Here is a 19,313-nt window from a genome sequence, read left to right on the forward strand (position 1 = left end):
ACGACTACAAGCCTTCCACAACCATGCCGTGCTCCGCGAGCCAAGCCTTGCGCTGTACGTAGTCAGGCATGGCCCGCTCCACGCGCAGCCAGAAGGCTTGCGTATGGTGGGGCTCGTGCAGATGCGCGATCTCGTGCACGACCACGTACTCCGCGATGCGCGCCGGCAACAGGATCGTCTTCCAGTGGAACCACAGCCAGTCGCCCTTTCCGCACGAGCCCCAGCGGTAGCCCAGGTCCTGCACCTTCACGCCGGCCGGGGACACCTCCATGCGCGACCGGTAGTCGGCCACGCGGTTCGACAACCACGACTTGGCTCGCTCGCTGTACCAGCGGATGAAGTGCTCGCGCGCGGCTGGCAGGGCATCCCGGCGCAAGCAGAAGCGGCCCGCCGTCAGCTTCAGCGGCCCTTCCTGCTCGTCCACCAATTTGAGCCGATGGCTGCGCCCGAGATACAGGAACCCCTCCCCGCCGACGAACTCCTTGCGTGGCACCTGGTGTTGTAGGCGCTGCTTCTCGGCGAGTTTGGTGTAGATCCAGAAGCGTTTCTCGATGACGAATGCACGCAGCGCGGCTTCGTCCACCCCTAGGGGCGCGGAAAGCACCAGTTTCCCGTCGCGCTCTACGGTGATCTGCATCGTGCTGCGACGAGCGCTGCGTCGCAGTTCGAGGTGGAGGTCGTCCACCTGGAGGCTGGGAGGTTTCACGCGCGCGAGCATCGGCTCACACCTGCACCAGCTTGTCGTGGCTCGCGCGGGCCTGCTCCATCAGCTTGTCGGCCAGCACGCCAGCTTTGTCGGCGTCCACCAACGGTGGACGCAGCCGCATCAGGTGCTCGAACAACTGCCCGTTCAAGTTGTCCTGGTCCGCCCGCTTGCTGGGGCTCCAGACGCCGCGGTTCCCCTTGATCTCCTGAACGAGCAGATCCACCAGATCGACGGTGACGTCCATGATGCGTATGAGTTCTTCCGGTGTCGGGGTCTGGTCGGCACAGACCACGTCCAGCACCGTCCGCAGGAAAGGCGCGCAATGTTCCGGCAGGTCGCTGGGCGCATCGGCAGCGCCCGCCGTGCCGGTGCGCAGTTCGTCGATGATCTTCTGCAGCTGCGCGATGATTTCGTTCCACTGCTCATCCAAGGTCTTGAGAATCTCGTTCAGCCGCTCGGAGAGCTTGCGGTACAGCACCGGGTCCTCGTCAGCATGCTTGCGGATGTGCGAGCGGATCGCATGCTCCATCTCCGAGGCTTTCGCGCGGTCATTGGCGGTGCGCGCGAGGTGTTTGGCGAACTCGGCGTCGGTCAGCTGGATCGGGGGGATCTTCGGGTCGATGCCCAGGGAGATCACGTGGTCGTCTATCAACTTGCGCACCTTGGCGCCCACATCCTTCCCGAGAACCGGCGTGTCCTTGTAGCGGTTGCGTGCCCGCGCATAGATGTAGGCGAGCCGCTTGGCGTCGCCAGAGTACGGCAGGCCCTCAGGGCGCGGCAGCACGATGTCCAGCGATGCCAGAAAGGCTTTGAGCTTGACCGAGAACTCGGCCCGCAACCTCTCGCTGCCCAGCGCCTCGACGCAGGCCTCGGTATCATCCAGCGACTCGATGCCCCGCTGGCGGAACAGGTCCACCACGCGCAGGTGCCGGTCGCGCAGCACCGGGATTTCATCCTTCAGGCTGGCCAGCGCGCCTTCCACGTCTTCGTCCGCGTAGGCAGCGAGGGCTTCCTTCAGGTGCTGCGCGACACCGTAATAGTCCACCACGATGCCACATCGCTTGCCGAAGCCGGTGCGGTTGACGCGTGCGATCGCCTGCAGCAGTTCGGCTTCGCGGATCGGCCGATCCAGGTACATCACGCCTTCGATGGGCGCGTCGAAGCCGGTGAGAAGCATCGACTTGACCACCAGGAAGGCCAGCGGGTCAGTCTTCGTGGGGTCGGCGTGGAACAGCGGCTTCTTGAAGCGCTTGATCAGTTGCTCGTGCACAGCGCCGTCGGTCCAGGCTTTCCATCCCGGATCGTCGTTGTTGCTGCCCGAGATGATGGGCGCGAACTCGAGGCGCGCCAGCGTGTCGCGGTAGCGCCAGGCCTGCACCAAGGCCTGGGCCCTGGGAGGGCGCTGGCATAACGCCTCGTCGTCCAGCGCCTTATCCTCCGGGCTGAGGGCATCGGCCTCGGCCAGCAGCTCGTCGCGAGCGGTCTTCAGCGCAGCGAAGTAACGGATCGCCGCCAGCCGGCTGTAGGCCACCACCTGCGCCTTGTAGCCATTGGGCAGGATGTTGGTCACGTAGTGGCGCAGCATGTCGCGCGCCTTGTCGGCAATCAGCGCCGGAGCGTCGAAGATATGGCCCTTGGTGGCGTACTTCTGCTTGATCGCCTCCAGTTCCTCGGGCGTGCGCTGGCGGAACAGGTCCTCGAACAGTTCGTCCAGGCTGGCGCCGTCCTTGATGGCGCCTTGGGCGGTGCGCCCTTCGTAGAGCACGGGCACCGTCGCGCCGTCGGCCTCGGCCTCCTTGATCGTGTAGCGGTCGATGAACTCGCCGAAGATCTCATGGGTGCGCTTCTTCTCGCCCATGATGATCGGCGTGCCGGTAAACCCGATGCGCGCGCAGTTGGGCAGCCCGGCCAGCAGGTTGGCGTGGAGGTCGCCGGACTGGGTGCGGTGCGCTTCGTCGACCAGCACCAGGATGCTGTCGTCCTCGTTCAGCACTTCGAACTGTTCACCGGCCTTGTAGCCGGCCTTTGGCTCCTTCACTTTGGGCAGATCGTCGGCCGTCAGGGGAGCGTCGCCCACCGTGTCGCCGTCGCGGTACTTCTGGATAGTGGCGAAGATCAGCCCCGGACCATTGCGCCGCGCCAGCGCCTTCACGCCCGCCGTGCTTTCGGCCACCTCCACCACCTCGCCGGTAAGCGTGGCGGTCACGGAGAGCTGGTTCTGCAGGTCCTTGCGGTCGGTGACGACGATGACCTTGAAGCGCCGCAGCTGCGCGTCTGCGCGCATCTTGCGCACCAGGAACACCATCGTCAGGCTCTTGCCCGAGCCCTGAGTGTGCCAGATGATGCCGCCGCGCTGGTCATGTTCGCCATGCTGCAGGCGCGTCTTGCCGGTCTTGAGCCGGGCGATGGCGCGGTTGACCGCCCGGTACTGCTGGTAACGACAGACCGACTTGATGGTCTGGCCGCCCACCTGCATGAACAGCAGGAAGTTCTTGATCACGTCCAGCAGATGTGCCGGAGCCAGCAGGCCGGCGACCAGCCGTTCCTGCTCCGACAGGCTGGACTTGCCCAGCCTCTGCGCCACCTCGATCTCGCTGCCTGAGCCATCAGGCCCGACGACGGTCTTCCACTGCGCATAGTGCTCGAAGGCCGCACCGATGCTGCCCACGCGCGCTTCATCGAAACTCGTCGCGATCAGCAGCTGATTGGTGGCGAAGATCGCCTCGTTGCCCTCGTTGTCTTCGATCTCGAAGGCGGCCTTGCGCTGATTGCTGTAGCGGCGCAGCTGGTCCACGGCCTCGGCCAGCGGCTCGGGGATGGATGGGCTCTTGCACTCCACCACCACCAGCGGGATGCCGTTCACCAGCAGCACCAGGTCGGGCACGATGAAGGCCTTGCCGCTGTTGTAGCCGGGCGGGCAATCGACGCGGTACTGGTTGACGACGGTGAAGCGGTTGCTAGCCGGCGTATCCCAGTCGAAGTAGCGGATCGTCTGGCCGCGCCCGCCATCCCAGCCCGGCAGGCCCTCGACCGTCAGGCCCTTGATCAGCAACTCGGTGGCCTTCTGGTTGGCCTCCATCAGCTTGTGCGTACCGAGCCGGGTGATGGCGGCCACGGCTTCCGACAGGCGTGCATCGTCCAGCCAGGGCCGGCCGTCCGGGCCGGCGTTCAAAGCCCGCAGCCGCTCGCGCAGCACGCCCTCCTGGATCACTTCCGAGAAGCTGGCGCGTCCCGTTACCTTCGGGTCGTCCAGGCTGCCCTCAACGTATGACCAGCCCAGCCCCTCAAGCTGCGCTACGAGCGGGTGTTCAACGTCATCAAGCTCCCAATCCATCCGCGCCCCCTTTACTTCTTCTCGTCGCGCTGAACCAAAGATCCAACCGCGCGCCACCCCTCGGCAATAACCCCTTTCACCGTCTCTTTGACTGTCTCCAGCGTTTCCCCCACGTTCTCAGCAATTTCTGGCCTCTCGCCGAATACCTCAATCCACGACTTGAGCTGCGTCTGGTAGACCGCAGGATGTAGCGTCGACGTACTCAACCATCCAAGCAGGCGTTGCGCCACGACCTCCACGGGCATCGCCGGGTCCCTGCATAACCGCTTCAGCCGCATCCGTGCCTCGCGCAAATAACGCAAATCGTCATCGCGTCGCCACTCCAGATACTCGGCAGCGGCCCCCGCCGCGGGCTGCCTTCTGGACTTGATGAGTTCCGCCTTGCGCTTGAGACCGTCGCTCAGAACGCCGAAGAGCACATCAAGTGATTCACGGGCACGCTGTTCCCAGGCTCGGTATCGCTCCCCCCGCGTAATCCTGTCCAACCCCTCTCTGACACGTCCAGAAACGGTACGGCTCAACAATGGAAGGGTGCTTCCCAGCACCAATGCTCCCGCCGGCCCAAATACCAGGAGTCCAATTCCCACACCCGCATAGTTGCCCGCCACAGCCAATCCTGCGCGGATCGAACCATTCACCAGTGCATCCTGAACGGCCTGGGAGCCAGTGATCTGCCCCTTCGCGTAACGGTCGACGTTTCGCGCAGCTCCCAGCAGCACCGCAAAGACCGGCACGTGAGGATGCAAGAGGGTGTCCCCCAGGTCGAGCGACGAGGTGGTCATCTCCAAAACGGACTCGCTGCTGTAGCCTTCTACAAAGTGCACCTGATCGGCCCACTCGGGCAGGTTACCCGCGGCACGCGCCTTTTCGAGAAGCTCTGCCACTTCCGCGTTTGCGATTACAGGGAAGTCGTAGCCCTTGTCGAAATGGCGATCCAGCAGATCGAGGTCGCCGGCGTTCTTCACCTGGAACTTGATCCCGTCGACAGACAGATCCCAGCCCGCCTCGTTCGACGTCGCGGGAAACTCGACGACATGCCCCTGGTCGGCCAGCTTGGCTGCCACCACCTGCTCGGCGACATAGCCCTTGAGGTTGCTCATCGCGCCCAGATGCGGCGAGGCACCCATTTCGTCGATTCGGTGTGCAAGAGCCGCGAAGGCGATGGGGTCGCTCAAGTCCTCAACGCGCGAGAAGTCAGCTGCAGCGATCACTTCAGATTCGAGCGACTGAACGAGATAAAGCAGTTCACCCACGGTCAGCAGAGACATGGCGCCCATGTCCTGTACAGCCTCATTTCCAACCAGTTGCCGCCAGCGGTCCGGCAGCGACTTGCCAGCAGGAGGCTGATCGACAGCCTTTGCCAGGTCGGGTGCGAGCCTCTGCCTGGCACGATGTGCCCCCGCAATCTGCGCCCAGTCAGCCTTATAGGCCCGCAACACGTCGCCCTTGAGCGCGCCCGCCGTGCGCATGCCGGGGAGCAAGGGGAATACCCCTGTCATTGCCCGGAGCCCGGCATCGCCAGCAGCGATGCCGTTCAGGGCCAACAAGGCAATTACCCGTGCAGCAATCGCGGCACGAATCTCCTGGTTTGCACTCTTCACTGCCCAAGAGCCCGCTCCGACTGTGAGGAGCGCAATCGTTATCGGGTTTGAGAGCACCGCAACGAACGAAACGAGCGCGGGTCCGCTGACAAGCGGAATGAATGCCGAGGCCTGTGCCGCAAGGATGTACGCCGAAAATCCCGCGACGCTAACTGCCCCGCCGAATGCAGTAAGACCTCCACCTGTGAGCAGCAGGGTCCGGATCGCACTGTCATCGAGTTCGCGGGCGTTGATGGCGCCAAGCAACCGATCGCGCGCTTCAGGCTCCAGTCGTTCGATCTGCTCCCTGGCGCCGCGCAACAGGGCTTCACGCGCCTGCGGACTTCCATCGCTGTCTGACGCCAGAACGCTGTCTACCAACTCCTGCATGGTCTGGCGTGCCAACGCGTCCAACGTCGCAGGCACTTCTTGCTGCTTATCCAGTCCAAACCAGCGCTTGACCTTATCCAAGGTACCAGGCTGGATCAGGGCCAGTGTTTCGGCAACCAGGTCGTCCGCCGCTGTTCGAGTCGAACGCATGGCACCAAAGCTCACTGGGCGGAGCCCTAGCGCCTCTCGCAAGTGCATCCACAGAATCAGCCGAAGCTCTCCGTCCGACGACGAAGAGTTGATCCAATCCTTTACCCGCCGTTGGAGAGAGCTTACCGTCGCCGTGTCTTCGTGACCGGGAGCGGCAGCCGCCACCTTCCGCTTCAGCTCTTCGACACGCTCACCGAGGCGTTGCTGCAACGTGCTGTCTTCAAACAGAGCCAAGCACGTCGCCAACATCTCGCGCGGTGCCGCCCCCAGCCCGGCCAGAATGTCGGGCGACTGCAGGGTTGCGGCGTGCGGCATTGCGCCACCTGTTGCGAGTTCCCCCATGGATTCCCCTGATGTCCAGTTCACGAAGGCAAATCATGAGTTAGAGGCACAGGTTAGCGCCGCGTCTTGAGAAGTTTGCCTGCCTGGGGTGGATTTCCGGTATGTCGGGGCCTTCTCCATCCGCCATTGCAGGAGTCACCCAAGCATGGCCTTCTCGTCACCGCCCTCCTCTTGGCTCCCAACCCGTTGTTCCCCTTACGAGAACCGGATGTGTCCTTCCCCGATCCAATCCGCCCCATCCACATTGATCCGATCACAGCCCATTCCCTAGGCCGCCTGAAGGGTGCCATCCCGCCCCAAAACGGCCCATAACAGCCCATAAGCGCGCGAACGGCTTGGCGGCCAATGTCGGCTTAAGACCGGCCGGCCAGCGCCCATAACCATCCATATCCAACCAAAACTTTGGGCTTTCCATGGCCCCAGAGACCTACCCCACTTCCTTCGGCCCCAGCGTGTAGTAAGCGCCGCGGCGGCTGCCGTGCTGCACAAGCCTTTCTTCGTCCCTTAACCGAGCCAGCAGCTTCTTGCCCTGGTCTGCGCTGAGTCGGCATAGCTCCATGACTTCCGCGCGCCGGATTTGTCCATGCTGACGCACATAGTTGAGCACCATCTGCTCGTGCTGGATGGGGGTGAAGCCAGCCTGGCGGGTGTACGCGGCCTTCTCACCCCGGCGCTGATAGACAGCCGCCGACAGGGTATAGCTGCGCCCGCGTGCCGCACCGTGCGCCTCCACCAAACCCGCTTCGATCAATGCCTCCAGCGTGCGCTTCGCACTCGCCGCGTCCCGCTGGATGCGGCCTGCCAGCTCGTCGGCCGTCACCCGCTTCAGCTCCCGCAGGGCGGCCAGCGTGATCAGGCTGTCGATGGGCAACTCGGCACCGCGCCGGCGCTCTTCCTCCACCACCAGCCGGCGGAAATCCAGGTCGGCCGGCTCGGTAGGCAGGCGCACCACCACGTTGTGGGTATCGGTACGGGAGTAATCCGGCGCCGGCCGGCCGAACTTGAGCATGCCGCGATAGATGGTGTCCACACCGCGCCCGGAACGTTCGACCACCCCGATGCGCTTCATGGCATCGGCCAGCGCGCGGTTACGGGGGCGCGGCTCGGTCACCAGCAGGTTGGCCAGCGTCACCCCTTCCACCAGTCCGCCCGGGTTACTGACCACCAGGGCGTCGTCTTCCAGTCGCACATGCACCGCCCCCAGGCGGTGGTAGTCGCGGTGGATCAGCGCGTTGGCCACCGCCTCACGGAAGGCCGCCATGTCCACCATCGGCACCGGCACACGGAACAGCCCCACCTGCAGCTCTTCTTCCGGGTTGTAGGGCCGGAAATTGGTCTCCAGCCACTCCAGCGCCTTCAGCAGCGGAAAACGGCGGAATTCGTTGAAGCGCACCGCCTGCTGCGCCAGCACCTGGAAAGCGAATTCATGGGTGGGCACCCGCTCACGCAGCGTGTTTTCCCGCCCCAACAGCAGCAGGCCGGTCAGGGTGGGCACCCGGCTGCCGTCCGGCTCGCGCACGGTCAGCCCCAGCGCGCCGTCCAGTGCCTCATCGTCCAGCTCCAGCAGCACGCGGTCGCCCCCGTACTGTTGCACGGCCTGGCGCAGGCGCTCGCGCTCCAGAGGGTCCAGATCGGCCAGCGTTGCGCCCGCCACCGGCAGCGCGGACACATCGACCAGCCCCAGGGTACTGGCGCGGCTTTCGCGCTCGTGGGGAAGCATGGGCACGCATTCCGGCTGCCCGTCGTGTCGTATCCGGCGCCGCAGATATACGCCACCCGAGGTCGCGACCACAGACCGCGCCTTGGGTACGGCGATACGGGCAACGGATACGCCATCCACTTCCAGGGCCTGCACCGCCACGTTGACCGAAGGGGAGGTCCGTGCTGCCACCAGGCCGGGCAGACCATCGAGCATTTGGTGCTCCGCATGCAGTCCCGTAGGCGTGCCGTCGTCTTCAACACCCAGCCACAGCTCGCCGCCCTCTGCATTGGCAAGGCAGACGATGGCCTCGACCAGCTCGTTGTCCGACAGGCGCTTGCGGTCGCTCTTGAATTCGACCGTCAGGGATTCAGCAGGTGGCAGGCTGGGTGTCATGCGTGCTGCGCCTCCTGTAACAGAGGGGTGACGCGGACGCGGCCGGTGAGGAGGTCGTCCATGAGGCCAGCCTTTTGGTGTCGAAGTTTGGCCAGCATGCTCCCCTCAGACTCCAAGCGATCACCGCACGTCCTTAACCTGCGAACGATCTCGGCTTGTTCGTCAGGTGCCGGCAGGGGAATCTCAAAGGCGAGGACATCCGCCTTGGTGATATTGGGATCTTTGCGGGTGCTGGCTGCCACTCGGTGCCAGCGGGGCCGACCATGCTGCAGTGCGCGCAGAATGAACTCTGGCACGACGCTACTGGACCTGAAGAGAAGTGCGCTGATTGCCTGGTTTGTCGCCGCAGGTACGGCCAACAGTGCCGTTCGTCCAATCTGTTCCCATCCGCCGTACATCGCCACCAGGACAGTGCCCTCCGGCGAGAGACTGCATGACGTCTCGCGAAGAGCTGTCGTGGTGATGCATTCGTGGGTATCAATAATGAAGTCTTCGTTTAAGTCCAGCGTCTTGACCCATGGAATGCCGCGAGCAGCGAAGTAGCGATTTGCCTGCTCGCGGGACGGGGTCGCCCCTGATCTGATGTCAGCGACCTCTGAGACTGCCTTCACCTCCCACGCTTTTGGAACCAAGCCCAGCGGCGATTGCTTGTAGAGATGCGGTGCCTCGGTCTGGGGCGGGCGCAGTTCGCCGTTGGCATCGATGCCGCGCGTCAGCAGGTCATGTAGCAGGCCCTGCTTGACAGCCTTGAGCTTGGCGATGATCGCCTCGGTTTCGTGGATGGCGGTGTTGAGGGTGTCGAGGATTGCAGTAATTAGCTGCTGCTGTGAGGAACTTGGACAGAAAACTCTAACGGCTTCAAGCAGCTCCCGGTCCACATGCGGGATGCCCGTACCGTTTGTCTGGCTTTTCAGGTAGCTTTCGGCATGTTTAGCAACATGAGAAAAGTACCCCGGCAGGAATGCCTTGCTTGGCGAAATCTTCGCCATCGTCGATGCGAGCAGCCCAGGCCTTGCCCTGAAGAACTCGCCGGCGTTTGATCCGTCCCATAGAAGAATGGTGTCGCCCTCGACGGTCCGTACTGCGTCCGGCCCGGCTTTGACTAGATCGACATCCGCACGCCCTCGAAGGTATTCCGGGTTCAGATAAGGCTCTGCTCCCGGTCCAACGAAACCGGTCTCGAGAGGGGCCTTACCCTTCAGCACGGTGATGTGGTCGCCGAAGGTCACGAACTCAGACATACCCCAACCCCTTCAAGAACCCCTGCAGCGCCTTCGCCGCCGCATCGCGCTTGCCCTCGATCTCGGTCAGCGTCACCCGGTACTTGTCCCACCAGTTCTCGAACGCGGCGATGATGGTCTTGCGCTGGGCGGCGATGTAGCGTTCGACGATGGCGCGCATGTTGTCGTGCAGGATGGTCAGCAGCAGCTCGGCGGCCTGCTCGGGTGACAGGCCATCGACGGCGGTGTTGATGTGCGCCGCAAAGCTGTCCTTCTTGGCCTTCAAGGCTTTCTTCACGGCGGCGAGCTCCTTCTTCCAGGCCTTCAGCTGGACTTCGTCCACCGCGTTCTCTCCGTCGGCCTCATCCTCCGCTTCGGCAGCTTCGCCATCCTCGCCGTCGGCATCCTTGGCGGACTTGGGATCGGCCGCCTTGATCTGGCTGTCCAGCTCGGCCTTCCTGGCCTCCAGTTCGTTGATGGCCTCCACGAAGTCGCCCATCAGGAACTTGACCAGCTTGTGCTCCAGCGGGCTTTCCTTGCTGGCCTTGTCTTCCAGCGCGGTGACGATGCTGGTGCGCCAGGCGTCGGCCACGCCCTTGGCACCGCGCGCCATCAGCGTGAGGAAGTCGTACTTGGTCTGGACCCAGAAGCCGGCGACGATGCCGCGCACCTGGAACGGGTCGAGCAGGCCGATGGCCTCCAGGCTCTGGCTGAAGCTGGCCAGCAGGTCATTGCGCAGGGCGACGAGACTGGCGGGGTTGTCCATCTGACCGGCCAGTGCCGTGATGCGGCCGCTGTGCGCCTGCCACCATTGCTCGAAGGCTTCACGGATGGCGGCTTCCTTGGCATTGATGCCGGCGTTGCCTTCGATGGCGGGCTTGAGGTCCTGGCGCCTGGTCAGCTCGGGCTTGAAGTCGAAGTACTTCGCATCGCGCTCGACGAACAGATCCAGCGGGTCCAGCCCGTGGGCCTGGAACAGCGCGGCCTTGTCGGCCACTTCGGCCTTGGGCACGCCACCGACCAGATGCGCGCGCACGTCGTGCGGCTCGGGCGGCGGGGCGTTGTCGGCGTAGCGGCGGATATTGAGGTTGTAGTCGTTGGCCTTGAGCGTGGCGTTGTCGACGATGGCCGAAAAGCCGGGCACTTCCTTGAATTCGTCGAAGGTGGTGACGATCTTCTCGATGTGCTCGGGCAGCAGGAAGTTCTGCGCCCTGCCTTCGAAGTATTCGCGGTCGGCGTTGATGAACAGCACCTTGCCCTGGCGTTCCTTGGGTTTGCCGCTGACACGCTGCGCGCCGTTCTGTACCTGCTGGCGCAGCACCAGAATGCAGGCCGGGATGCCGGTGCCGTAGAACAGGTTGGGCGCGAGGCCGATCACCGCTTCGAGCAGGTCTTCGTTGATGATGCCGGCGCGGATGGTCTTTTCCTCGCCGCTGCGGAACAGCACGCCGTGCGGCATGACGGTGGCGATCATGCCGCCGTCGCGGGTGACGGCGATCATGTGCTGCAGGAACATCAGGTCGGCCTTCTTGGCACCCAGCGGCACCTGGCCGAAGCGGAAGCGCTCGGGGAACTTCGGCGCCCAGGCGGGCGTGCCGTCGGCGTTCTTCTCGGTGTTGCCCCAGTTGATCGAGAACGGCGGATTGGTGAGCACGCGGTCGAAGCGCCGCAGCTCTCCATTCTCGATATGTCTGGGATCGGCGAGGGTGTCCTCGTTCTGCAGGTCGGCGGTGCTGATGCCGTGCAGCAGCATGTTCATCTTGGCGATGGACCACACCGTGCCGTTGAACTCCTGGCCGAACAGGTTGGCCTTGCGGCCATCACCTCCGTGCTCATCGATGTAATCCTTGGACAGGATCAACATGCCGCCGGACCCAACACATGGGTCATAGATATCGTGATGTTGCTTCGGCTTGATGAGCTGAACCATCATCCGCACCACCGAACGTGGCGTGTAGAACTCGCCACCCTTCTTGCCGGCCGAGTCGGCGAACTCACCGATCAGGTATTCGTAGGCGGCGCCCAGCAGGTCGGGGAACTCGAAGTCCTCGTTGCGCAGCCGGTAGGTGCCAAAGTGCGAGATCAACTGGCGCAGCTTGATGTCGGGGATCTTGCTCTGGCCGACCTTGCGGGTGAAGTCAATATGCTCCAGCACCCCGTCCAGGCTGACGTTGACACTCTCGATACCTGCCAGCGCCTTGTTGAGGTAGTCGCCGACGTTCTGATGAGCCTCATTGAGAAGGAACGCGTAACGCGACTGCGGCGGCACCCAGAATGAATTCTCCTTCTTGTACCAGCGCGGGTTCTCGGCGGACTGCTGCGCCTCGGCCTCGGTCCTGCCGCTTTCCGTTTCCAGGCGGATCACCTCCTCGCGCCGCTGGTCGAACACGTCGGAGCAGCGCTTGAGGAACAGCATCCCGAAGATGTATTCCTTGAACTCGGAGGCGTCCATCTTGCCGCGCAGGATGTCGGCGGCTTTGAACAGATGACGTTCAAGCTGCTGCAAGGTGAGGGGCATGGTTCTTCCTTGAGTGTGGCCTCGGGAGTTGACGCCGGCATCGCATGGGCGCCGGGCATGATGGCGTAGCATTGCGTAGACAGGAAGACGCCACTTGCCCGCGTGTACCAGCGGGCACCGGCGACAATCTGCTCCCCCAGATTTCGGCCGAGCCGGAACCAAGAAGGAGACTCATCAGCGTGCGCGCTCCTGATTCGGACATGGACCTGATCGACACCGCCGCACGCATGGCGGGTCAGTCTCGCTCGGCTTTCATGCTCACCGCCTCGCTTCAGCGGGCCCGGCAGATTCTCGCGGATCGCACTCGCTTCGAACTTGACGAGGACCATTGGCGGGCCTTCCATGCCGCCCTGGAGGCGCCGCCAACGGCGGAGGCACAGGCGGCGCTGGAGCGGCTGCTGCGACGGCGGCCGACCGGGTGGGAGGAGGTTCGGGGATGAGGCAAAGAAAAACCCGCCACGGGGGCGGGTTTTTCGGGGAGGCATCGCGGCTGAAGCCGCTCCTACAGGTGAGCCGTGAGGCTTACTTGATCTTGCCTTCCTTGTAGATCACGTGCTTGCGGACGACGGGATCGTACTTCTTGATCTCCATCTTGCCCGGGGTGGTCTTCTTGTTCTTGTCGGTCGTGTAGAAGTGACCGGTGCCGGCCGACGAGGTCAGGCGGATCTTGTCGCGCTTGGAAGCCATGGGTCAGTCCTCCTCAGATCTTTTCGCCGCGGGCGCGCATTTCGGCGAGGACGGCGTCGATGCCGTTCTTGTCGATCGTGCGCAGGGCAGCCATCGAAAGGCGCAGCTTCACCCAGCGGTTCTCCGAGGCGACCCAGAAGCGGCGCTCGTGCAGGTTGGGAAGGAAACGGCGGCGGGTCTTGTTGTTCGCATGCGAGACGTTGTTGCCCGTCTGCACGCGCTTGCCGGTGACTTGGCAAACTCGGCTCATGGTGTGGCTCCTGGGTCGTTGGGCCGTCCATAGCCCGGACGGCGGCGGCCCCGCGCGGCCCGGCGGAGACCGGAGGCGCATGCGATTCGGGAGACAGCGGACGCTCGGCAGGGGCCACCGGGATCGCATTCCCGGCGCCCGGGGCCGGTGGACGGCGGAGCGAGCCGCGCATTATGCCTTTGCGAGCCGGCACTTACAAATGGCGGGCCGACGGAGAAGAAATAATCGGAAGAAAGAAATGAAAAATGAGGGGCGCGCCCACCGGCCGGCCGTCACCCTTCATCCATCATTTCTTTCCCCACATCATTTCTTTCTTCCATCGTTTCTCTGGAAGGACAAAGACTTAGCGTCGAAGGCGCTCGAGGATGCCGTCGAGGGCCTCGAGGCCGTGGTAGGCGATCACCAGCTTGCCGCGGCCGCCGCGGCCGTGCTGCACGGCGACCCGGGCGCTGAGCTTCTCGGACAGCTCGCGCTCCAGCGCGGCGATGTCGGCGTCGGCCTTCTTCACCGGCTTCAGCGGCTTCTTCGTCGGCAGCTGGCCGCGGGCGAGCTGCTGGGCGCGGCGTTCGACCTCGCGCACCGACCAGCCCTCGGCCACCGCTTCCTTCGCCAGCTGCAGCGCCGCGGCCGGGGCCAGGGTCAGCAGGGCGCGGGCGTGGCCCATCTCGAGCTGCTTGCTCTCGAGCATCTCGCGGATGCCGTCGGGCAGTTCGAGCAGGCGCAGCAGGTTCGACACCGCGGCGCGCGAGCGGCCGACGGCCTCGGCGGCCTGCTGGTGGGTCAGGCTGAACTCGTCGATCAGGCGGGCCAGGGCCTGGGCTTCCTCGAGCGGATTCAGGTCCTCGCGCTGGATGTTCTCGATCAGCGCCATCGCGATGACGGCGCGGTCGTCTACCTCGCGAAGCACCACCGGCACCTCGGCCAGGCCGGCCTGGGTCGCGGCGCGCCAGCGCCGTTCGCCGGCGATGATTTCGTACTGCGGCTGGCCGTCGCGCCTGCCGATCTCGCGCACGACGATGGGCTGGATCAGGCCCTGGGCCTTGATCGACTCGGCGAGCTCGGCGAGCTTGTCGGCGTCCATGCCGGTGCGCGGCTGGTATTTGCCCGGCTGCAGGTCGCCGATCGGCAGCGTGCGCAGGCCCTCGCTGGCGGCGGCAGCCGGTTCGGCCTCCGCGGCGGCACCCTTGTTGCCGGTGCCCAGCAGGGCCTCCAGGCCGCGGCCGAGACCGCGCTTCTTGCTGCTCATGCCGTCTCCTCGAGCTTCTTCTTCTCCCGCCGCACCAGCTCGCCGGCCAGGCCCAGGTAGGCGATGCCGCCGCGCGAGGCGCGGTCGTAGCCGACGATGCTCTGGCCGTGGCTGGGTGCCTCGGCCAGGCGCACGTTGCGCGGGATGATCGAACGGAACACCTTGTCGCCGAAGTGGCGCGTGAGTTCCGCCGACACCGCGTTCGCCAGGTTGTTGCGGACGTCGAACATCGTGCGGACGATGCCGTCGATCTGCAGCGCCGGGTTCAGCCGGCCCTTCAGCGCCTCGATGGTGTCGATCAGGGCGCTCAGCCCCTCGAGCGCGAAGTACTCGCACTGCATCGGCACGATCACGCCGTCGGCGGCCGCGAGCGCGTTCAGCGTCAGCAGCGACAGCGAGGGCGGGCAGTCCAGCAGGATGTAGTCGTAGCGGTCGCGGATCGGCGCCAGCGCATTCTTCAGCCGCTGCTCGCGCGCCGCCTCGTCCATCAGCCGGATCTCGGCCGCGGTCAGGTCGATGTTGCCGGGCAGCAGGTCGTAGCCTTCGGGCGAAGTGACGATCGCCGCGTCGGCCGGGCATTCGCCGAGCAGGACCTCGCAGCTGGAGTTCTCCAGCTCGCGCTTGTCGACGCCCGACGCCATCGTCGCGTTGCCCTGCGGATCCATGTCCACGAGCAGCACGCGCCGCGGCGTCTGCGCGAGGCCCGCCGCCAGGTTCACCGCCGTGGTTGTCTTGCCGACGCCGCCCTTCTGGTTGGCGATGGCGATGATGCGGCCCATGCAGGCTCCTTCGGCCGGTCGATCCGGACCGGGGATTATGCCGGCTGCGACGGGTCGCGGGTTACGACCACCATGTGCCGGTCGCCATCGAGGCTCGGAACCCGCAGCGGCGTGATGGACGCGACGACCCAGCCGGCGGGCAGCGCGGCGATCTCCTCGTCGGGCCGCTGGCCCTTCATCGCCAGCAGGCGACCGCGCGGCGACAGCAGGTGGCCGCCGACCGCGAGGATGCCGGCGAGGGTGTCCATCGCACGGGCGGTGATCTGATCGTAGGCGCCGGCTTCGGCGACGTTCTCGGCGCGCGCTTCGAGCACGCGCACGTTGCCCAGGCCGAGCTGGCGGACCGCCTCCCGCAGGAAGCGGGTCTTCTTGCCGATGCTCTCGACCAGGGTGACCTGCAGGTCCGGGCGGGCGAGCGCGAGCGGGATGCCGGGCAGGCCGGGGCCGGTGCCGAGGTCGGCGAGCGGGCCGGGCTGCACGAACGGCAGCATCGACAGCGAATCGAGCAGGTGCCGCGGCACCATCGCCGCCGGGTCGCGGATCGCGCTCAGGTTGTAGGTGCCGTTCCAGCGGTGCAGCAGCGCCAGGTAGGCGAGCAGGCGGTCGGCGAGGTCGGCCGGCAGGGCGCCGGCCGGGTCGAGCAGGGCGAGGCCGCGCTCGAGCGGGGCGCGTTGGCTGGCGATGGGGTCCATCCGGCGATTCTAGGTCCTACGGGGTACGTCCCCTTCCTACGGGGTACGTCCCCGCGAGGCCGCGAGGCGCCGCGGGGCGCTAGGCGGTCAGCCGGCAGCGGATCGCGCGCACGCCGTGCCCGGCGAGCCGCAGGTTCACCGCTTCCTTCAGCAGCTCGTCGGTGCGCCGGTGGGCGGGCAGATTGGCGAGGGCGGCGGCGGCCTCGGCGGCGACGAAATCGTCGACGACGTCGAGGTCGGGGCCGACCTGGGCCGGGTCGAGGATCTGGTAGTACAGCTCGGCGCGGGCGTCGGCGGCACCGATGTGGAGCCGGTGCCCGGTCAGCGCGACCGGCGCGCCGACCTGTTCGACGGCGGGCAGGGTCCAGTGCCAGCCCGGGCCCAGGGCCCGGTGGAAGCGGCCGAGGCGGCGCACGCTGACCGCGGTGTTGTCGGCCACCCGGCGCAGGCCGGTCAGCCACGAGAGGGTCGACAGGGGGCTGGAGGCATCCGGGAGGAGTGCGGAAATATTCATTTTCGCCAACCACTTGGAACGTATTGCTGAGCCTACCAGCAGAAACGTTAGCGAAACCCTAACGCGGCCAAAACAGGATCGCCGCACGTGGAAGCGCCTTCAGGCGCGATCCTGCGCAAACCGCGGGCCGGTCGGCAGGCGGTAGCGGATCGCGCCTGAAGGCGCTCCTACAGGGTGGGGGGCTCAGGCGGGGAGCTTGGCGGCCAGCAGCTCGGCCGCGGACCGCGGCGGCGAGAACAGATAGCCCTGACCGAGGGCCAGGCCGAGCAGGCGCAGCTGGTAGCGCTGGTCCTCGTTCTCGATGCCCTCGGCGATCACTTCCATGCCCAACGAATCGGCGAGCAGGCGGATCGCCCGCACGATCGCGGTGCTGCCGCCGCTTTCGCCGCTGCGCAGTTCGGCGACGAAGCTGCGGTCGATCTTCAGCCCGTACAGCGGGAAGCGGTGCAGGTAGCTCAGCGAGGAATAGCCGGTGCCGAAGTCGTCGAGCAGGGTCAGCACGCCGGCCTCGCGCAGGCGCACCAGGCATTCGCGCACCTGCTCCGGATGTTCGAGCAGCGCGCCCTCGGTGACCTCGAGGCGGATGCACGCGGGTTTCACGTGGTGGCGGCTCATCAGCTCGAGCAGGCGCTGGTCGAAGTCGGCCGCGCGCAGGTGCCGCGGCGAAACGTTCAGCGTGGTGTAGACCTGCTGGTGGCCGAGCCGACCGATGTCGCGGCAGACGTGTTCGTAGATCTGCCAGTCCATCGGCTCGAGGCTGCCGGTTTCCTCGGCGATCGCCAGGAACTCGGCCGGCGCGGCGACGCCGCGCACCGGATGCCGCCAGCGCATCAGCGCCTCGAAGCCGACCAGGGTGCCGTCGGCCAGCGACAGGATCGGCTGGTAATGCGGCTCGAACTCCTGGCGCTGCAGCGCGCGGCGCAGGTCGCCTTCCAGTTCCAGCAGCTTCAGCGCCGCCTCGTGCAGCTGTTCGTCGAACAGCGCGTAACGCTGGCGGCCGGTCGCCTTCGCGCGGTACATCGCCACGTCGGCGTCGCGCAGCAGTTCTTCCGGACTGCGGTAGCGGCCATCGACCATCGCGATGCCGATGCTGGCGCCGGTGTAGAGCTCCTTGCCGGCGATGCGCATCGGCTCGGCGAGCGACTTCAGCACCCGCTCGGCGACGGCCACCGCGTCCTCGGCGGTGTGGATGTAGTCGAGCACGATCGCGAACTCGTCGCCGCCGAGGCGCGCGACCATGTCCGGATCGCGCACGCAGCGGCTGATCCGCCGCGCCGCCTCCTTCAGCAGCTCGTCGCCGACCAGGTGGCCGACCGAGTCGTTGACGACCTTGAAGCGGTCGAGGTCCAGGAACAGCACCGCGAACAGCTGGGTCGGGTCGTAGCGGTAGCGCGACAGCGCCATGCCCATGCGCCCGAGCAGGTGGCTGCGGTTCGGCAGCCCGGTGAGGGTGTCGTGCATCGCCTCGTGCTTGAGCTTGTGTTCCATCCGCTCGCGCACCGAGATCTGGTCGAGCAGTTCGCGGTTGGCGTCGGCGAGTTCGCTGGTGCGGGCGGCGACGCGCTGCTCGAGGTCGACGTAGGCCTCGCGCAGGCGCTCGTGCGCCTGCCGCCGCTCCAGCGCCTGCGCGATGTGGAACGACACGAAGCTCAGCAGTTCCTGGTCGCGCTTCGTGTACAGGTAGTCGGGCGTGTAGCTCTGCACCGCGAGCACGCCGACCGGCTTGCCGCCGATCTGCAGCGGCACGCCCAGCCAGCACACCGACGGGGTGCCGAACGACTGCACCTGGCCGGCGGCGACGAGGTCGTGGATGCCGTCGCGGTCGGCCAGCAGCGGGTCGCCGGTGGCCAGCACGTATTCGGTCAGGCCCTTCGCGAGCCGGCGCCGCGGCCGCTTCATGTCGCGTTCGTCGACCGAATACGGGAAGTCGAGCTCCTGCCCGTCCGGCGTCAGCAGGGCGATGAAGAAGTTCCGCGCGTCGAGCAGGTCGCTGACGATCGTGTGCACCTCGGCGTAGAACACCTCGATGCTCTCGCTGCGACCGGCCTGCTCGGCGATGCGGAACAGCGCCGCCTGCAGCTTCTCGGCGCGTTCGCGCTCGGCGATCTGCTGGCGCAGCTCGCGGGTGCGCTCGTCGACGCGGCGCTCCAGTTCCTCCTTGGCGTCGCGGCGCTCGAGCGCGGTCAGGATGTGCTGGGCGACGTAGCTCAGCAGCGCGCGGTCGTCCTCGGTGTAGCGCCACTCGGGGTTGTAGCTCTGCACGACGACGCAGCCGCGGACGACGCCCTCGTCCAGCAGCGGCACGCCCAGCCAGTCCTCGCTGTCGGGGCCGAGCGTCTCGTCGCGCGACACCCCGAGTTCGCGCCGCACCTCGGTCGACGGGCCGAGCACCGGCCGCCCGTGCCGGATCAGCGCGAGCGTGAGGCTGTTGGTCATCTCCGAGGCCGGGATCTCCTCGTTCGGATCCGGGCGCACCGGGTCCTGGCTGTCGGCGAAGTAGATGAAGCGCATCGAATCGCGCTCGGGCGAGTAGCGCACGATGTAGAAGTTCTCGGCATACATCAGTCGGCCGACGATCTCGTGCAGGCCCTCGAGCACGACGCGGGTGTCCTCGCCGGAGCTGGCCAGGTCGCTGATCGCGAACAGCGCGCGCTGCAGGCGCTCGGCGCGGCCGAGCCGCTCGACGTCGACCCGCAGCCGCGCGACTTCCGCCAGCAGCGTCGCCGGATCTTCCGGACGCAGCTTCGGCGGCAGTGCCGCGAGGATGTCGCTGGGTGACAGATGCTGGACCATGCGCGAAACCGGGAGCC

The 19,313-nt window shown here is 66.0% G+C and carries 14 protein-coding genes; 1 reads left to right on the forward strand and 13 read right to left on the reverse strand.

The annotated features are described in order from the left end of the window. Positions 1-4 precede the first annotated feature (4 nt). From K311_RS0111860 to K311_RS0111885, 6 genes are all read right to left on the reverse strand, one after another. Positions 5-718, reverse strand: coding sequence for a M48 family metallopeptidase (locus K311_RS0111860; protein ID WP_026817493.1), 714 nt, complete (start codon positions 716-718; stop codon positions 5-7). Positions 719-722: 4 nt separating this feature from the next. Next, positions 723-4,040, reverse strand: a complete 3,318-nt coding sequence (locus K311_RS0111865) for a type I restriction endonuclease subunit R (RefSeq protein ID WP_026817494.1) — start codon at positions 4,038-4,040, stop codon at positions 723-725. An 11-nt stretch (positions 4,041-4,051) separates the two neighbouring features. After that, positions 4,052-6,475 (reverse strand): hypothetical protein, encoded by a 2,424-nt coding sequence (locus K311_RS0111870; RefSeq protein ID WP_026817495.1) that lies wholly within the window; start codon positions 6,473-6,475, stop codon positions 4,052-4,054. 454 nt (positions 6,476-6,929) lie between these two features. Further along, on the reverse strand, positions 6,930-8,597 hold the full coding sequence (locus tag K311_RS0111875) for an ATP-binding protein (RefSeq protein ID WP_026817496.1): 1,668 nt from the start codon (positions 8,595-8,597) through the stop codon (positions 6,930-6,932). After that, positions 8,594-9,838, reverse strand: coding sequence for a restriction endonuclease subunit S (locus tag K311_RS17830; protein ID WP_081683435.1), 1,245 nt, complete (start codon positions 9,836-9,838; stop codon positions 8,594-8,596). The genes K311_RS0111875 and K311_RS17830 overlap by 4 nt, the downstream gene beginning before the upstream one ends. Continuing rightward, positions 9,831-12,335 carry a type I restriction-modification system subunit M gene (locus K311_RS0111885; RefSeq protein ID WP_026817497.1) on the reverse strand — a complete coding sequence of 835 codons (2,505 nt, stop codon included), beginning with the start codon at positions 12,333-12,335 and terminating at the stop codon, positions 9,831-9,833. Before K311_RS0111885 ends, K311_RS17830 begins: the two co-directional genes overlap by 8 nt. A 44-nt stretch (positions 12,336-12,379) precedes the next feature. On the opposite strand from K311_RS0111885, the gene K311_RS18925 reads away from it, so the two are divergent. After that, positions 12,380-12,775, forward strand: a complete 396-nt coding sequence (locus tag K311_RS18925) for a type II toxin-antitoxin system TacA family antitoxin (RefSeq protein ID WP_081683436.1) — start codon at positions 12,380-12,382, stop codon at positions 12,773-12,775. Between the two features lie 82 nt (positions 12,776-12,857). Here K311_RS18925 and rpmG read toward each other — a convergent pair whose 3' ends face one another. The 7 genes from rpmG to K311_RS16750 all read right to left on the reverse strand — a co-directional run bounded on the left by rpmG (position 12,858) and on the right by K311_RS16750 (position 19,296). Beyond that, entirely contained in the window at positions 12,858-13,022 is a 165-nt protein-coding gene (rpmG, locus tag K311_RS0111895; RefSeq protein ID WP_026817499.1) for a 50S ribosomal protein L33, read from the reverse strand. A 13-nt stretch (positions 13,023-13,035) separates the two neighbouring features. Then, positions 13,036-13,272: a 50S ribosomal protein L28 gene (gene rpmB, locus K311_RS0111900; RefSeq protein WP_026817500.1), complete on the reverse strand. Its 237-nt coding sequence runs from the start codon at positions 13,270-13,272 to the stop codon at positions 13,036-13,038. 343 nt (positions 13,273-13,615) lie between these two features. Continuing rightward, the gene (locus K311_RS0111905) at positions 13,616-14,518 is read right to left on the reverse strand and encodes a ParB/RepB/Spo0J family partition protein (protein ID WP_026817501.1); all 903 of its coding nucleotides are present in this window, start codon (positions 14,516-14,518) and stop codon (positions 13,616-13,618) included. Further along, positions 14,515-15,297, reverse strand: a complete 783-nt coding sequence (locus K311_RS0111910) for a ParA family protein (protein WP_026817502.1) — start codon at positions 15,295-15,297, stop codon at positions 14,515-14,517. Before K311_RS0111910 ends, K311_RS0111905 begins: the two co-directional genes overlap by 4 nt. A 35-nt stretch (positions 15,298-15,332) precedes the next feature. Beyond that, positions 15,333-15,989 (reverse strand): 16S rRNA (guanine(527)-N(7))-methyltransferase RsmG, encoded by a 657-nt coding sequence (gene rsmG / locus K311_RS0111915; protein ID WP_026817503.1) that lies wholly within the window; start codon positions 15,987-15,989, stop codon positions 15,333-15,335. Between the two features lie 79 nt (positions 15,990-16,068). Continuing rightward, positions 16,069-16,503 (reverse strand): SPFH domain-containing protein, encoded by a 435-nt coding sequence (locus K311_RS0111920; protein WP_026817504.1) that lies wholly within the window; start codon positions 16,501-16,503, stop codon positions 16,069-16,071. Between the two features lie 183 nt (positions 16,504-16,686). Continuing rightward, the gene (locus K311_RS16750) at positions 16,687-19,296 is read right to left on the reverse strand and encodes a bifunctional diguanylate cyclase/phosphodiesterase (protein WP_051240074.1); all 2,610 of its coding nucleotides are present in this window, start codon (positions 19,294-19,296) and stop codon (positions 16,687-16,689) included. Positions 19,297-19,313 lie beyond the last annotated feature (17 nt).

This window comes from Arenimonas composti TR7-09 = DSM 18010 (assembly GCF_000426365.1).
Taxonomy (GTDB): Bacteria; Pseudomonadota; Gammaproteobacteria; order Xanthomonadales; family Xanthomonadaceae; genus Arenimonas; species Arenimonas composti.

What these genes read in the sequence shown, in the direction of transcription:
- rsmG (WP_026817503.1), bottom strand. Translation starts at nt 15,989, where the DNA reads ATGGACCCCATCGCCAGCCAACGCGCCCCGCTCGAGCGCGGCCTCGCC.
- K311_RS0111910 (WP_026817502.1), bottom strand. Translation starts at nt 15,297, where the DNA reads ATGGGCCGCATCATCGCCATCGCCAACCAGAAGGGCGGCGTCGGCAAG.
- K311_RS0111865 (WP_026817494.1), bottom strand. Translation starts at nt 4,040, where the DNA reads ATGGATTGGGAGCTTGATGACGTTGAACACCCGCTCGTAGCGCAGCTT.
- K311_RS16750 (WP_051240074.1), bottom strand. Translation starts at nt 19,296, where the DNA reads ATGGTCCAGCATCTGTCACCCAGCGACATCCTCGCGGCACTGCCGCCG.
- rpmG (WP_026817499.1), bottom strand. Translation starts at nt 13,022, where the DNA reads ATGGCTTCCAAGCGCGACAAGATCCGCCTGACCTCGTCGGCCGGCACC.
- rpmB (WP_026817500.1), bottom strand. Translation starts at nt 13,272, where the DNA reads ATGAGCCGAGTTTGCCAAGTCACCGGCAAGCGCGTGCAGACGGGCAAC.
- K311_RS17830 (WP_081683435.1), bottom strand. Translation starts at nt 9,838, where the DNA reads ATGTCTGAGTTCGTGACCTTCGGCGACCACATCACCGTGCTGAAGGGT.
- K311_RS0111875 (WP_026817496.1), bottom strand. Translation starts at nt 8,597, where the DNA reads ATGACACCCAGCCTGCCACCTGCTGAATCCCTGACGGTCGAATTCAAG.
- K311_RS18925 (WP_081683436.1), top strand. Translation starts at nt 12,380, where the DNA reads ATGGGCGCCGGGCATGATGGCGTAGCATTGCGTAGACAGGAAGACGCC.
- K311_RS0111870 (WP_026817495.1), bottom strand. Translation starts at nt 6,475, where the DNA reads ATGCCGCACGCCGCAACCCTGCAGTCGCCCGACATTCTGGCCGGGCTG.
- K311_RS0111905 (WP_026817501.1), bottom strand. Translation starts at nt 14,518, where the DNA reads ATGAGCAGCAAGAAGCGCGGTCTCGGCCGCGGCCTGGAGGCCCTGCTG.
- K311_RS0111860 (WP_026817493.1), bottom strand. Translation starts at nt 718, where the DNA reads ATGCTCGCGCGCGTGAAACCTCCCAGCCTCCAGGTGGACGACCTCCAC.
- K311_RS0111885 (WP_026817497.1), bottom strand. Translation starts at nt 12,335, where the DNA reads ATGCCCCTCACCTTGCAGCAGCTTGAACGTCATCTGTTCAAAGCCGCC.
- K311_RS0111920 (WP_026817504.1), bottom strand. Translation starts at nt 16,503, where the DNA reads ATGAATATTTCCGCACTCCTCCCGGATGCCTCCAGCCCCCTGTCGACC.